This is a genomic window from Flavobacterium alvei, from assembly GCF_002920895.1.
Classification (GTDB): Bacteria; Bacteroidota; Bacteroidia; order Flavobacteriales; family Flavobacteriaceae; genus Flavobacterium; species Flavobacterium alvei.
Genome location: NZ_PQVG01000008.1, coordinates 21,358 through 37,743, shown reverse-complemented (window position 1 = coordinate 37,743; position 16,386 = coordinate 21,358). Strand labels below are relative to the sequence as shown.

Here is a 16,386-nt window from a genome sequence, read left to right as displayed (position 1 = left end):
TGTATGCCAACACTAGAAACTCTTTTATTACAGCTCAATTCTATAAAAGTCATTGATGACACCATTCCCTATTCGCAATATATTCCATTAGATTTATCGATTTCCAATTTAGATTTATCTCAAATTGACATAAAAAACCCCAATGATTTTGAAATTTATATAGAAACTTATCTTAAAAAAAACAATGCAAAAGTAGCTTTTGGCGGTTATAATGAAGTGAGAAATCTATACAAACAATCGTCACTTTTTGGAGATGGACAAGTCAATGAAAGAAACATTCATATCGGGATGGATTTGTGGATAAAAGCTGGAACGCCTGTCTTAGCAGCTATAGACGGAATAGTTTATGGATTTGATTACAACGCTGGAAAGGGAAATTATGGGCCAACCATTATCTTAAAACATAATTTAGAAAATCATTTTTTTTATACTTTATACGGTCATTTATCAATTGAAAGTATTGAAAATATTGAAATTGGCTCCTTTTTCAAAAAAGGGCAACAGCTAGCTACTTTGGGAGATTCGACAGTAAATGGTGGCTATTCTCCGCATTTGCATTTTCAAATTATAAAAAACATAGAAGATCATTTTAGTGATTATCCTGGTGTTTGCAACCAAAAAGATTTGAAATATTACCTGAAAAATTGTCCTGACCCCGATTTATTATTAAAAATTAAATAATAAATATTCAATAGTAATTTCTTTATTCAAAATCACAATTCTTTTATTTTGGGCTTATCACTATTTTATTACTAAATTAGATGCTATAAAAAAGCAATTCTAAAAAAAAATCATTAGCTTTACGTTTATTATACAATTAAATTAATGACAGCAAACGAAGGCATCATTACAAAATTCTACACTGCATTTGCCAACGCTGATGCTAATCAAATGTGTGAATGTTACCATCCTAAAATTCAATTTAGTGATCCCGCTTTTGGAACATTAAATGGCAATGATGTATGCCAAATGTGGAAAATGCTTCTAGAAAAAAGCAAAGGAAACATAAAAATCGAATTCTCAGAAATCAAAACAAAAGGACAATATGGCTCTGCACTTTGGATTGCAACTTACAATTTTAGCAAAACAAATCGCAAAGTGGTCAATTCAGTATCGGCAAAATTTCACTTTCAAGACGGATTGATTGTCAAACACACCGATGATTTTGACATTTGGAAGTGGGCAAAACAAGCGCTGGGAATTAAAGGCTTACTCCTTGGATGGACAGGCTTTATGCAGAAAAAAATTCAAGAAAATGCTCGAATGACCTTAAAAACATACTGTAAAAAGAATATTATCTGAATTATAATTATTCGTTTTTTGAGTAAAACCTATTTTTTTTTTACACTAATTAATGTTTTGAAATGAATTCAAAACAATCCTAAAAACTGAAACATTAAAGAATCTTTATTCTTATATGAAAACAGAAAATATAGCAAAAGAAAGCATCACTGCAAACGAAGATAAGTATCGTACCCTTTTCGAATCAAATAGAGATAGTGTTACTATATTCAGACTTGACTCGAAAGGGAATCCGAGCCTTTTTATTGAAGTTAACCTAGCTACAACTGAACTTTTTGGATTTAGTCAAAAAGAGTTATTAGCGATGCGTTTTAATGACCTTGAAATAATCTCCGAAAAAGAAAAAATCTCTAGAACAAAAGAGTTATTGTCTAAAGGAAAAATAGATTTTGAAACCATTATTAGGGACAAAAACGGTGTCAATAGAAATATTGAAGTAAAAGCGGTTTTAATAAATTATGAAGGTAGTGCTGCTGTAATGAACATTACCCGAGATATTTCAGTTAGCAAACTAATCGAAGAAAACTCAAAAAAAACTGAAGAAAACCTAAAAACAATTCTCGAAGCTATACCAGATTTACTCTTTGAAGTAGGTCATGATGGCAAAGTATATAACTATCATTCACATAACAAAGATTTTTTAGCCGTTCCGCCTGATGAAATTGTTGGGAGTTTTTTACAGGACATTTTACCTCAACAAGTAATAGAAACTTGCTTTTCAGCCATTGAAGAAGCTAACCAAAAAGGATGGTCATTAGGCAAACAATATTCACTACAATTGCCACAAGGAAAAATTTGGTTCGAGCTTTCAGTCTCTAAAATAAAGGAAACCAAAGAAAAAAGCATAGACAATCGCTTCATTGTTCTTGCACGAAACATCTCTGTGCGAAAAGAAATAGAAAAAGCACTTATTGAAAGCGAAAAATTTTTAAAACAAACTCAATTTATAGCGCAGCTAGGGTCTTATACTTTAGAAATTGAAACTGGCAAATGGATAAGTTCTGAACTTCTTGATTCTATTTTTGGCATAGACAACAACTTTAATCGTACAATTGAAGGCTGGACATCCATTATTCATCCTCAATGGCAACAAACGATGACAGACTATTTTGCAAATGAAGTGATTAGTAAAAAAGAAAACTTCAATAAAGAATACCAAATCATTAGACAAAAGGATAATGAAGTGCGATGGGTTTGGGGAAATGGAGAACTAATTTTTAATGAAAAGAATGAGCCTATAAAAATGATAGGTACCATTCAAGACATTACTGAACGCAAACTAGCAGAATTTGAAATAATAAAATCCAAAGAAGAAGCCGAGAAAAGTAGAGAATACTTAGACAAAATCATCAATAATGTGGGTGATCCTCTTTTTGTAAAGGACGAACAAAGTCGAATTTTGATTGCGAATGATGCTTTTTGTAAATTATTTGGCATAAACAAGATTGACATTATAGGCAAAACACTTGCCGAAAATGTAAGCGAAGAGGAACAAGAATCATTTCTAAGAATAGACAAACAAGTAATTGCAGATGGTCTGGAAAACATAAACGAGGAAACACTTACAATAAGAGGTGGTGAGTCTTTAACAATTTCAACAAGGAAGACCCGATTTATTGATGCCAATGGCAATAAGTTGATTGTGGCAGTAATCCACGATATTTCTGAACGCAAAAAAAATGAAATAGAACTCAAAAAAAGTGAAGAAAATCTGCAATCCATTTTTGATTCTGTTTCAGAAGCCATTTATGTACTTGATGAAAATGGAACTTTTATTGATGTAAATAAAGGTGCCGAATTAATGTATCAATTACCTAAATCAGAACTCATTGGAAAAAACCCTCAAAGCGTTGCTGCCCCTGGACTCAATGATTTAAACGAAGTAAATAGAATAATTCAATCTGTATTTGACAACGGTGTTCCTATCTCGCTAGAATTCTGGTCTATTCGCAAAAATGGTGAAATTTTCCCCAAAGAAGTGGTCGTCAATAGAGGAAAATATTATGGAAAATACGTTCTAATCGTTACCGCCCGCGACATAACCAAACGCAAAAGGAACGAAATTGCTCTTCGAAAAAGCGAAGAAAAGTTAATGAATATTTTTAATCTAGCCAATTCAGGGATTATTCTAGCCGATTTGAATGGTAATTTTCTGGAATTCAACGATTGGTGGCTCAAAATGACAGGCTATTCGCAGGAAGAATTCAGCAACTTGAAAAATTTAGGTGTTACCCATCCAGTTGATTTAGAAAAAAGCAAAAGGATGTTATCAAAATTAATAAATGGCGAAATAGATAAATATGAACTTGAGAAACGCTATATAAAAAAAGACAAAACAATCTTTTGGGGTCAAACCTCCGTATCTGCTATAAAAGATAAAAACAACACTATTACAAGCACAATTGGAGTTGTTACTAATATTACCGAAAAAAAAATAGCAGAACAATTACTTCGAGAAAGCGAAAAAAAATATCGAGGTCTAGTCGAAAATTCACCAGACGGAATTATTACCTATGTCGGTGACAAAATCACTTATGCCAACGATGAAGCGGTTCGAATTGTAAATGCTGACAATAGTGATCAAATTATTGGAAAATCGGTCTTAGAATTCGTTCATCAAGATAGCCTCGAAAGCATCATTGAAAAAATGAAAGAAGTAATTCTTGACGAATATGCTTCTAGAGTGGTCGAAGAAAAACTCGTTTCTTTAACTGGTCAAACAGTATATGTCGAACTAAAAGCTATCCCAACATTATATGAAAAGCAAAATGCTGTTCAAGTTATTATACACGACATTACTGAACAAAAACAAACACAAGATAAAATAAAACAACTATCGCAAGCAGTAGAACAAAGTCCTGTTGCCATTGAGATTACGGATAAATTTGGAATCATCGAATACGTCAATTCAAAATTTCTTGAAACAACGGGTTATTCCTATGATGAAATTATTGGAGTAAATTCGAATATTTTAAAATCAGGACATTCATCGCCAACTGAGTATAAAAAATTATGGGATACCATAAATTCTGGCAAAGAATGGTATGGCGAATTTCATAACAAGAAAAAAGACGGAACCAAGTATTGGGAATTTGCGTCAATATCTCCAATTTTAAATTCGCAAGGAATTACAACCCATTATATTGCAATTAAAGAAGATATTACAGAACGCAAAATTATTGAACAACAACTCATCTTAGCTAAAGAAAAAGCAGAAGAAAGTGATCGTTTAAAATTAGCTTTCCTTGCCAATATGAGTCACGAAATTCGTACTCCAATGAATGGTATTCTAGGTTTTACCGAACTTTTAAAAGAAAAAGATTTGTCAAGTGATATTCAACAAGAATATATAAACATCATTGAAAAAAGTGGTAAACGAATGCTAAACATCATCAATGACATCATTAGTATTTCAAAAATTGAATCAGGACAAATAGAAATAACAACATCCGAAACGAATATAAATGAACTGTTTGACTATTTAACCACTTTCTTTAAACCAGAAGCCAAACACAAACAAATATCACTTTTTTCATCTAAAGCATTGCCTCCAAATGAAAGTTTTATAAAAACAGACCGTGAAAAATTATACGCAATTCTAACTAATCTTGTGAAAAATGCCATCAAATTTACAAGCAATGGTAGCATCGAATTGGGTTGCGAAAAAAAAGAAGGTTATCTAGAATTTTTCGTGAAAGATTCTGGTTTAGGAATTTCAGATTCTCAAAAAAATATAATTTTCGAAAGGTTCAGACAAGCCAATGATACCATTAGTCGAACACACGAAGGTTCAGGTTTAGGATTGGCCATTTCAAAAGCCTATGTTGAAATGCAAGGCGGACACATTTGGGTAGAAAGTAAAGAAGGAGTTGGAAGCAGTTTTTATTTTACACTACCTTTCTATTCAGAATATGAAAGTAAAGAAAACTTGGTTGTAGAAAAAATTACATCTTGTGACCAAGAGGAAAACAACATCAAAGACCTCAAAGTATTAATAGTCGAGGACGATGCGATCTCTAAATTGCTAATTACTATTGCTGTAAAACCTTTTAGCAAAGAAACTTTAAAAGTGAGCACGGGTTATGACGCGATTGAAACCTGTCGCAATCATCCTGATATAGACTTAGTGATGATGGATATAAATATGCCCGAAATGGGTGGTTATGAAGCCACGAAAGAAATACGTAAATTCAATAAAGATCTAGTAATCATTGCTCAAACCGCAAACGGAATGCAAAGCGATCATGACAAAGCCATTGCAGCTGGATTTACTGATTACATTTCAAAACCAATAAACATTTCTACATTAAGCAAATTAATATGCAAGCATTTCAAGAAATAAATTCGAAAAATATATTTTAATACATCAATATTTATATTTTTTTCTATTTTTATTTCTTATTAACTACTAATCAATAGTTTATAAAAACTATCATTTCTGTTACTCTATAGAAAAATAGTGGGTTTTATATAAAAATATGATATTTTTTTACTAAATTTGAGTGTATATAGTTTGCTTATTTACTAATAGCTATTAAGAAACTTCTTAAGTTAAATTCATTAAATAGCTAATTAAACATCCAGACTTTCCTCTTTAAAATAATGATGAATTACAATAAAATCAATACTTCAATCATTGAATAAAAAAGTTGACTTATTTCAAAAAAAAATCTGGTACTATTTCAAAGTACTAAAACTTTGAAAAAAAGCAAAATTAAATAATAATTCAAACACTCAATAATTATGAAAAAGAGCGTTCCAAAATCAGAACTTGAAATAATTCTTCATAAAAAAGGAACTGAAATTATAAAAAACAAAATACCTATTGATGATTCTAACCATACAGCATCAGAAATAATTAAGATTTTAAACGAATTCAAAATTCTTAGTTTATTAGAAAGCAAAAAACTAAAAGAAGAATTAAAAACAACCCAAGAATATCCAGAAATTACTGGTCCAAAATATACGGAATTATATGATTTTGCGCCTTCAGGCTACTACATTCTATCTGATTCAGCCGAAATTCTGGGATTAAACTTAATGGGAGCCAATATTCTAGGCAAAGAACGTAGCTATTTATTAAACCGACGATTTACCTTTTTTATTGATGATGATGATAAAATTGCTTTTAGCTCCTTTCTCAACAAAGTTTTTGCAAGCGAAACCAAAGTAAGCTGTGAAATAAGATTACACATAAACAAAACTACTCTTTACCTTCATCTTGATGGTATTGCCATCGAAAATAAAAAGCAATCGCTTATAACTGCAATTGATATCACAGAAAAAAAAATAAACGAACAAAAATTAAAGATAAATGAACAAAAATACCAAACTATTTTTGAAAACGAAAGAGACAGTATAGGTATATTTAGACTTGACAAAGATGGGGAACCTGGTCCTTTTATTGAAGTAAACAATGCTACTACAAAACTATTTGGCTATTCAAAAGAAGAACTTTTGTCATTTACAGTTTATGATTTAGAAAAAATATCCAAGAAAACAAAGGACGAAAGAATAAAAAACCTAAAACTTCATGGTAAAATTGATTTTGAAACCGTTATCAAAACAAAAAATGGTGAAGAGAAAAACATTGAAGTTCAAGTAGCACTGATCAACTACATCAATGAACTCGCAATAATGAATGTTACAAGAGACATTACTGAGCGCAAACAGCTGGAAAATAACATTAAGAAAGCCTATGAAAATCTAGGAACAATCATGGAAGCCATTCCTGATTTGCTATTTGAAGTTGGACTTGATGGAAAAATTTATCATTACCAGTCCCACAGCGATGACTTTCTTGCCGTACCACCAGAAATATTTGTCGGTAAATTTTTTCAGGAAGTACTTCCTGTCGAAGCATCGAATATAATTTTTGAAGCATTAAAAGAAGCCAACAAAAATGGGTGGTCAATTGGAAAACAGTTTTCGCTAGAGATTCAAAAAGAGAAATTTTGGTTCGAACTTTCAGTTTCAAAAATCAATGATAGCAAAAACAAGGACAAACACTTTATTGCCCTTTCCAGAAACATTACTGTACGAAAAAAAGCTATCGAAGCCCTTAAAGAAAGTGAAGAAAAACTTCAAACTATATTTGATATTGCCAATTCGGGAATTTTATCAGTAAACAAAGAAGGAGAATTTATTTTTGTCAATGATTGGTGGATAAAAACCCTTGGTTATACATATGAAGAAATATACAAATTAACATTTATTGATATCACACATCCTGATGATATAGAGCAAAGTAAACTATTAGTACAGAAAATTTATAATGGAGAATTAGATAAATGCAGTTTTGAAAAAAGATATATAAGAAAAGATAAATCTGTTTTTTGGGGCAATATATCTATCTCGGCCAATCGAAACAAAAACAATGAAATAGAAAATGCAACAGCTATCGTTATTGACATTACAAGTCAAAAACTAGCAGAAGATTCTCTCAAAGAAAGTGAAAAATTCTTAAAACAAACTCAATTTATAGCACAGTTAGGATCCTATTCCTTAGATATTCAAACTAATAAATGGACAAGTTCTGAAATTCTTGATTCTATTTTTGGTATTAATTCAAATTTTGACCATACAATTGAAAATTGGACAACCCTAATTCATCCTGAATGGAGACAAACAATGATGGATTATTTTACCAATGATGTAATTGGCAAAAAACAAGCATTCGACAAAGAATACAAAATAATTAAACAAAACAATCAAGAAGAACGATGGGTTCACAGAATGGGCGAATTAGTTTTTAATGACAAGAATGAGCCTATAAAAATGATAGGAACTATTCAAGATATTACCGAACGCAAAAACGCAGAATTTGAAATAATTAAAGCCAAAGAAAAAGCCGAAATAAGTAGCGAATACTTGCACAACATTATCAACAATGTTGGAGATCCAGTTTTTGTAAAAGATGATCAAAGTAGAATTTTGGTTGTCAATGATGCTTTTTGTAAAATGTTTGGTAAAAATAAAGCCGAAATAATTGGAAAAACACTCGCCGAGGACGTATCTAAAGAAGAACAAGAATCTTTTTTAAAAATAGACAAACAAGTACTTGAAGACGGACAAGAAAATATAAATGAAGAACTATTAACCGTCAGAGGAGGTAAAACATTAACAATTTCTACAACAAAAACAAGGTTTATAGATGCTAATGGTAATAAGTTCATTGTAGCAGTAATACACGATATTACTAGACGAAAAGAAAATGAAAAAAAAATTCAAGAAAGCGAAAATTTTTTAAAAAAAACACAACTAATAGCCAATCTTGGAACTTATGCTTTAGATATTGAAACTGCCACATGGAAAACTTCTCAGGTATTAGATTCTATATTTGGTATTGACGCCAATTATGAAAAATCATTAAGCGGATGGAAACCTATCATTCATAAAGATTGGCGAGAACCCGTTACAAATTATTTCTTTAATGAAGTACTTGCCAAAAAAAACACATTTGATTTAGAATTTAAAATCATAAGACAAAATGATGAATCAGAAAGATGGATTCATGGTTTAGGAGAATTACAATTCAACGACAAGAACCAACCTATAAAAATGCTTGGAAGCATTCAAGACATTACAGAACGCAAGGAAAAATATAAAGAATTAGAAAAACTCAACAGAGCACATTTACTTAATAGTGAAATTAACAATTTGATCCTTAGAGCTCATAATCAAGAAACACTTTTTCAAGAAATATGCAAAATTGCGGTTACCTATGGTAAATTTCGAATGTGCTGGATTGGTCTCCTTGACGAAGTTACAAATGAAATAATTCCAACAAATTGGTATGGATATGAAGAAGGTTATCTTTCAAAATTAAAAAGTATTCATATCGAAAATCCAAATGAAGGCAAATGCCCCGCTGCACAAGCACTCATTAATAATAAATCTATTGTTTGCAATGATATTGCAAACGACCCTAAAATGAAACCTTGGCGCAATGAAGCCTTAAAAAGAGGGTATCGTTCCTCACTGGCACTGCCCATCATAATTCGCAACAAAACCATTGGCATCTTTAACTTGTATTCTGAGGAAAACAATTTTTTTATGAGTAAAGAGGAAATTGAATTACTCGAAAAAGTCTCAGATAATATGGCGTTCTCTATTGAATCCATTTTAAACAAACAAGATCGAAAACAAGCAGAAGAAAGATTTCGAGATATTGTAGATTCAACTAATGGAATTGTTTGGGAAGCTGATGCTAAGACTTCAACATATTCATACATAAGCAAACAAGCCGAACGATTAACGGGCTATACACTAGAAGAATGGTATGTACCAAAGTTTTGGGAAAATCATTTGCATCCAGATGACAAACAAAAAATAATCGCTTTTTGTGCTTTACAAACAGAAAAAATGATATCCTATGATATTACTTATCGTTTTATTACCCAAAAAAACAAAATCATTTGGCTCAAAGCCCTTACAAACGTGATTGAGGAGGATGGAAAACCAAAATGGTTGCGAGGAGTAATGTTTGATATTACAGAACAAAAAGAAACCGAAGAATCATTATTTGAAAGTGAAGAAAAATACCGCAGTCTTGTTGAAAATTCAACTAATGCTATTATCATTCAAGTAGATGGTAAAATTGTTTTTATCAACAATGAGTGTGTCAATTTAATAGCATCCAAAAGCAAAAACCAAATTTTAGGCAAATCTATTTTACAATTTGTACACCCTTTTAATCGTGCTGAAGTTTACAAAATGTTGAAAGAAGTTTCTAAAGAAGGAAATTCTTTCCCATCAACAGAAGAAAAATTTCTTCGTATGGACGGACTAACCATTGATGTAGAAATAAAAGCAATACCCACCATATTTCAACGCAAACAAGCCGTTCAACTCATCATACAAGATATCACAGAACGCAAAAAATCAGAAGTTCAACTTCGTCAACTATCCCAAGCCGTTGAACAAAACCCTGCCACTATTGTAATTACTGATTTAATGGGAAATATACAATATGTTAATCCAAAATTTGAATTAACAACCGGATATTCGTTTGAAGAAGTTCAGGGTAAAAATTCAAGAATCCTCAACTCAGGCCATACAAAACCAAATGAATACAAAGCAATGTGGGATTCTATTGTTTTAGGTAACGATTGGCATGGCGAATTTTATAACAAGAGAAAAGATGGAACTTTTTACTGGGAATATGCCTTGATTTCGCCAATAATTAATGAAAAAGGCAAAACTACACACTATATTGCTATTAAGGAAGACATAACCGATCGCAAAAAAATTGAGAAAGAAAAACAACTCCTTACTGAAAGTTTAACCGAAGCACAAACTTTGGCTAAAATAGGTAGTTGGGAAACTGACTTAACTACTTTTGATGTAGTATTATCAGAAGAATTCTATAAAATTTACGAACTTGACCCTACTAGTTTTCAAGCATCGCATTTAGGAATTATGAACAGTATCCATCCCGATGATCGTGAAAGAGTGGATGCACAATTCAAAAACTCCTTTAATAAAAACACCTATAATACGATGGAACATCGCATTATAACCCCATCAGGAAAAATAAAATACGTAGAAGCTAATTGGCATATTTCATATGATGAACAAGGACATCCTTTGAGAGCTATTGGTACAACTCAAGACATAACCCACTCTAAACTAACCGAGTTTGAATTGACCAAAGCAAAAGAAAAAGCAGAGGAAAGTGATCGTTTAAAATCAGCCTTCTTGGCTAATATGAGTCACGAAATTAGAACTCCTATGAACGGAATTCTAGGTTTTACAAAATTGCTTAAAGAACCTAAATTGTCTGGCAAAAACCAACAAGAATATATCAATATCATTGAGAAAAGTGGTAATAGAATGCTAAGCATCATCAATGATATCATTAGCATATCTAAAGTAGAATCAGGACAAACAGAAATTTCAATATCTGAAACAAACGTAAACGAACAGATAAAAGATCTTTATACTTTCTTTAAACACGAGGCAAATCAAAAAGGATTAGAACTTACCTATTCCAATACGTTAAACGATAAGGAAGCAAACATCAAAACCGATAAGGAAAAACTAGACGCCATTTTAACCAATCTCGTAAAAAATGCTCTCAAATTTACAAATGAGGGCACTATAGAATTTGGATATGCAAAAAAAGGTGAATTCTTAGAATTTTTTGTAAAAGATACTGGCACAGGAATTTCTGAAAACCAAAAAGAACTTATTTTTGAAAGATTCAGGCAAGCCAACGAATCAGTAAGCAGAAATTTTGGCGGTTCTGGTTTAGGATTAACGATTTCTAAAGCTTACACTGAATTGCTTAATGGTAAAATTTGGGTCGAAAGTGAAGAAGGAAAAGGAAGTACTTTCTATTTTACAATTCCGTTTATACCGACTAAAAATGAAGTAAATGAAGAAGAAATTGATACAAAAATCGAAAAAATAGATGCTCCTTTACGAAAACTAAAAATATTAATTGTCGAAGATGATGCTGTTTCAAAATTGCTAATCAAAATTGCAGTCAAAAAATTTGCTGGAGAAATCCTGAACGCAAATACCGGAATAGAAGCCATTGAAGCTTGCCGCAATAATCCCGATATTGATTTGGTAATGATGGATGTAAATATGCCCGAAATGGGCGGATATGAAGCTACAAACAAAATAAGAGAATTTAATAAAGACCTTGTGATTATTGCTCAAACAGCTAATGCTTTTGCAAGTGACAGAGACGATGCAATTGCTGCTGGATGCACTGATTATATCTCTAAACCCGTAAATTTAGCGTCATTGAGTACACTAATTTACAAATATTTTAAATAATTTTTTTTGTTTGACCTATGTAAAAACTAAAACGATAATTCAAATAAAATGAAGAAGAATTAATCTTCTCAAAAAAGTTTAAAAGCTTATAATCCTGAATTATTATGATACCAATTCCAACGAATAAGAAATTTTCTGTTTTAGAAATTCTGCAGTACACCGTATTAATTTCAGTATTGCTTTACTTCGGAAAACCTCTTTTTATTCCGTTGAGTTTTGCCTTACTCATCAGTTTCATACTTTATCCAGTATGTAAATGGCTGGAAAAAAAAGGAATTAGCAAAAGCATTTCTATATTCATTTCTATTTTTGGAATCTTACTCTTTTTTGGAGCCCTACTCTATTTACTTTTTTTGCAACTAATTGAATTTTCAAACGAATGGCAATTATTAAAAGTAAAACTGTTGGAAACAGGAACGCAATGGAGTATTTATTTGTCGGAGCAATTCAATCTCAGCTCAGAAAATCAATCTTTATTTCTAAAAAATGCAATCAACAATTCAGGAGCACAAACCATTTTATTTATACAAAACACTTTATCTTCTCTATCCGAATCAGTATTTTATTTACTAATTATCCCTATTTATTCGGCGCTTATTCTCTATTATCGTCAATTATTGGTCGATGTACTTTGTCACATTTTCTCATCAGAAAAAAAAGAAACCATTCGAGAAATCCTTATTCAAACTATTCACTCCTATTATGACTTTATCAAAGGAATGCTTGTGGTGTATCTATTAGTCGGACTTTTGAATAGTATTGGACTTGCATTAATTGGCGTTCCGCATCCATTCTTATTTGGGTTTATTGCTTCCATTTTAACTTTTATTCCTTATGTTGGAATCCTAATATCATCGCTTTTGCCTATCACAATTTCTTGGATTACCTTCAATTCTATTTGGTATCCAATTGGAGTAATAGCAGTTTTTAGTTTAGTTCAACTAATCGAAGCTTATATTATTTTTCCGCTGGCAGTTGGAAAGCGACTAAAAATAAATACATTAGTCATAATTGTAGTAATCATTATTGGCGGAATACTATGGGGAGCAGCGGGAATGATTTTGTTTATTCCGTTTGTAAGCATTGCAAAATTAATTGCAGAAAAAACCAATGGTCTAAAAACATTAGCTATCCTTTTGGGCGAAGGAGAAAGTAAAAAACGTGATTAATGCCAAATTTTTGAAACCGTTTCATTCACCTCAATTGTGATTTCTTTTCCAAAAATCAAAGCTCGATTGTCACGAATATGTCCAGCTGGAAAGTCAAAAATTACTGGATAATGATACTCTTTTACAGCATTTAATATAATTTCACGATGGGTTCCTCCAAATAAGGTGTCTTTTTCAATATTATAATCAAAATCACCTACGATAAGGGCTTTCAAGTTTTTCAATGCACCCGTTCTTTTCAAAGTGTANCAAAACTCCTTTGGCACTTCCTTTCTTATTCAAAGAATTTGATGCTATTTCCAATCCATAACTATAACCAAATAGAGCTTTATACAGAGTTTGCTTAGCTTCATCAGAAGCTCGCTTTATTCCACCAGGCATCGTAGCGTGAATAGTAGCAATTCCTAGATTGTGAATAGTGGTATGCAAAGTAGTAATATCAGAAAAACCAATAACCCATTTTGGATTTTTTTCGAAAGCTGTAAAATCCAATTGGTCAATAATGCGAACCGTTCCATATCCACCTCTTGAACACCAAATTGCTTTAATTTTTTTATCATCCAATGCCAATTGCAAATCGGTTTGACGCTCTTCATCGGTTCCTGCAAAATGATTGTGTTTTTTAAAAGCATTTTTTCCGACTATTACTTCCAATCCCCAGCTTTTGGCTAACTCAATTCCAGGTTCAATTTCGGTAGAATCAGGAACAAATCCTGCGGGAGCCACAATCATAATTGTATCTCCTTTTTTAAGATAAGAAGGTTTTGTGAATTTCATAGATTGCAATTTATTCTGATCTTGTCTAACTAAAGGATCTTGTTTCATGGTTTGATAATGGGATTTACATTGTACAAAAACAACTATAAAAAGCAGTTGAATGCAAATTAAAGGAACTCTTTTTTGTGCTCTATTTTCTCGTTTTTTCATATAGAAATACTGCTTTTTTTTTTGATAGAAATCTAAAAAAATTCAAAATCAAACTTCCAATTGAGTTCTTTTTTATACCACAATTGACCTTCCGAAACTTGTAAAGGGCAATCGAAATTATTGGTATATAAAGCTCCTGTTCCAAGTCCTTGTGGCATTAAATTGTGCTGCAAAAAAGTCCATTGTGCAATAGCATTTAATCCAATATTCGACTCCAAAGCCGAGGTAATCCACCAACCAATATTGTATTTTTCGGCCAATAAAATCCACTCTTTTGCACCACGAAAACCACCCACAAAACTAGGCTTCAAAATGATATATTGTGGCTTGATTTTTTGCAGTAAAGCTTCTTTTTCTTCCAATGAAAACACACCAATCAACTCTTCGTCTAAAGCAATAGGAATTGGAGTGATTTCACATAGCTCTGACATCCTGTCAGTATTATTTTTTTGAATAGGTTGTTCTATACTATGTAATTTAAAACCAGATAATTGATTTAATTTATATAAAGCTAAAGTTACATCAAAAGCTCCGTTAGCATCAACCCTAATTTCAACTTGCTCTGGAGTAAAATATTGACGAATATACCGCAATAATTGTAGTTCTTTATCAAAATCTATAGCTCCTATTTTGAGTTTCACACAACGAAAACCATCGGCTAGTTTTTCCTCAATTTGTTGCTTCATAAAGGACTCCTCGCCCATCCAAACCAAGCCATTAATTTCGATGCTTTTTTCTCCTTTTGTAAAGTCTGATGAGAAGAGTAAAAAAGGCGTTTCACTCGCCAAAGATTGGAATGCCATTTCCACTCCAAATTGAATCGAAGGAAACTCGATTAAAGCTTCCCAAAGTTGTTTTTCGCCCAAATGAATATTGTCACAAGTCCATTGCAATTTGGTTTCATAATCAGGTCTATCGTCAGCGCTTAATCCTCTCAAAATTCCACACTCACCTATTCCTTTTTTTCCGTCCTTTTCCAAAACAATAAACCAAGTTTCTTTCTCGGTCATTACGCCACGAGAAGTTCCCGAAGGTCGTTTAAAATTTAAAATATATTTGTGATAGGTTGCTTTCAAAATTAGATATCTGGTTTTATCAAGTTCAACTTTGTCTTCCCTTCTGGTTGACAATTGTAATAATTATATTTTTTCGTTTTTAAAAATCGATGCCACAGCCGCCTCATAATTTCGAATACTTTGTGCTTTTTTAATCTGTTTCAGCACTTTATGCGGGTTCGAAAAGGTCACCGAAAAATATTCCCAAAGATGATACATCTTCAACAAAATATGGCTTTGTCCAGACAAAGATTCACTATAAATAGCATACAAAGTATCGTGAAATTCGCTAAACAATTCCATTTTATTTTCAGGATATTCAACTGAATTATTTCTTATCATACTGGGCAAAAAAGGATCTGAAATCAATCCACGTCCAATCATCCAGTGGTCTATCGTAGGGAAACGTTCCTGCATTTCGTGAAACTTAGCTACCGAAGTTATATCACCATTGTAATACAATTTGTGCTTGGTATTGTCTATACAATGCTGAAAAGCATCCAAATGAACACCACCTTTGTACAATTGTTTACCAATTCGAGCGTGAATGGCAATATTCTTAATCGGATATCGATCTAAAATAGGCAAAACATCCAAAATTTCTTCAGTATTTTCATAACCCAAACGCATTTTCATCGACACAATAATGTCGGTTTCAGAATGGGCTCTGTCCAAAATATGATTGATTTGTTGTGTGTTTTTAATAAGTCCAGAACCCATTCCTGATTTGGTTACCATTGGATACGGGCAACCCAAATTCCAGTTCAATTCTTTATAACCCAATTCCCGAACATATTTGGCAACAAATAAAAATTCCTCGGCATTATTAGTAATCACTTGCGGAATCACTTCTAAATCCAAATTATTTTCTGGCAATAAATCTCTTTGATACGAGGCTTTTATCTCCAATTTTCCGTTCAAACGAATGTATGGCGAATAGAAAGTATCGATTCCACCAAAAAGTTTGTTTTGGGCATTTCTAAAACGAAAATCAGTAAATCCTTGTAAAGGAGATGAAAGAAGGGTAAAGCTCATAAATATTTGTAAAGAGGCAAAGATAAGGGATAAAAAAAATCTGTGATAACTAATGTTTTTTTTTCTTTTCTATTTGTTTGGTTATCCCGTTTATTCTTCTAAATTTGTAA

General features: G+C 31.9%; 9 protein-coding genes. 5 read left to right on the top strand and 4 right to left on the bottom strand.

Annotated features, from left to right (window positions below; translation table 11 throughout):
• Positions 1-3: 3 nt before the first annotated feature.
• The 5 genes from C3L50_RS13685 to C3L50_RS13665 all read left to right on the top strand — a co-directional run bounded on the left by C3L50_RS13685 (position 4) and on the right by C3L50_RS13665 (position 13,259).
• Positions 4-681 carry a peptidoglycan DD-metalloendopeptidase family protein gene (locus tag C3L50_RS13685; protein ID WP_103806747.1) on the top strand — a complete coding sequence of 226 codons (678 nt, stop codon included), beginning with the start codon at positions 4-6 and terminating at the stop codon, positions 679-681.
• A 144-nt stretch (positions 682-825) separates the two neighbouring features.
• On the top strand, positions 826-1,302 hold the full coding sequence (locus tag C3L50_RS13680) for a nuclear transport factor 2 family protein (RefSeq protein WP_103806746.1): 477 nt from the start codon (positions 826-828) through the stop codon (positions 1,300-1,302).
• A 115-nt stretch (positions 1,303-1,417) separates the two neighbouring features.
• Entirely contained in the window at positions 1,418-5,644 is a 4,227-nt protein-coding gene (locus C3L50_RS13675; protein WP_103806745.1) for a PAS domain S-box protein, read from the top strand.
• A 401-nt stretch (positions 5,645-6,045) separates the two neighbouring features.
• A complete protein-coding gene (locus tag C3L50_RS13670; protein WP_103806744.1) occupies positions 6,046-12,090 on the top strand; it encodes a PAS domain S-box protein in 6,045 nt (2,014 codons plus the stop codon).
• Between the two features lie 104 nt (positions 12,091-12,194).
• A complete protein-coding gene (locus tag C3L50_RS13665; RefSeq protein ID WP_103806743.1) occupies positions 12,195-13,259 on the top strand; it encodes an AI-2E family transporter in 1,065 nt (354 codons plus the stop codon).
• Here the strand turns inward: C3L50_RS13665 and C3L50_RS16510 are convergent.
• The 4 genes from C3L50_RS16510 to C3L50_RS13650 all read right to left on the bottom strand — a co-directional run bounded on the left by C3L50_RS16510 (position 13,256) and on the right by C3L50_RS13650 (position 16,276).
• Positions 13,256-13,474, bottom strand: a complete 219-nt coding sequence (locus C3L50_RS16510) for a S66 peptidase family protein (RefSeq protein WP_243400384.1) — start codon at positions 13,472-13,474, stop codon at positions 13,256-13,258. The genes C3L50_RS13665 and C3L50_RS16510 overlap by 4 nt on opposite strands.
• A complete protein-coding gene (locus tag C3L50_RS13660) occupies positions 13,452-13,991 on the bottom strand; it encodes a S66 peptidase family protein (protein ID WP_449528505.1) in 540 nt (179 codons plus the stop codon). Before C3L50_RS13660 ends, C3L50_RS16510 begins: the two co-directional genes overlap by 23 nt.
• A 227-nt stretch (positions 13,992-14,218) precedes the next feature.
• Positions 14,219-15,262: an o-succinylbenzoate synthase gene (locus C3L50_RS13655; protein WP_103806881.1), complete on the bottom strand. Its 1,044-nt coding sequence runs from the start codon at positions 15,260-15,262 to the stop codon at positions 14,219-14,221.
• A 63-nt stretch (positions 15,263-15,325) separates the two neighbouring features.
• A complete protein-coding gene (locus C3L50_RS13650) occupies positions 15,326-16,276 on the bottom strand; it encodes a tRNA dihydrouridine synthase (RefSeq protein WP_103806742.1) in 951 nt (316 codons plus the stop codon).
• Positions 16,277-16,386: the final 110 nt, after the last annotated feature.

Bases quoted from the DNA above. Each gene is read 5' to 3' on its own strand.
- C3L50_RS13685 (WP_103806747.1), top strand. From the start codon at position 4: ATGCCAACACTAGAAACTCTTTTATTACAGCTCAATTCTATAAAAGTC.
- C3L50_RS13680 (WP_103806746.1), top strand. From the start codon at position 826: ATGACAGCAAACGAAGGCATCATTACAAAATTCTACACTGCATTTGCC.
- C3L50_RS13675 (WP_103806745.1), top strand. From the start codon at position 1,418: ATGAAAACAGAAAATATAGCAAAAGAAAGCATCACTGCAAACGAAGAT.
- C3L50_RS13670 (WP_103806744.1), top strand. From the start codon at position 6,046: ATGAAAAAGAGCGTTCCAAAATCAGAACTTGAAATAATTCTTCATAAA.
- C3L50_RS13665 (WP_103806743.1), top strand. From the start codon at position 12,195: ATGATACCAATTCCAACGAATAAGAAATTTTCTGTTTTAGAAATTCTG.
- C3L50_RS13650 (WP_103806742.1), bottom strand. From the start codon at position 16,276: ATGAGCTTTACCCTTCTTTCATCTCCTTTACAAGGATTTACTGATTTT.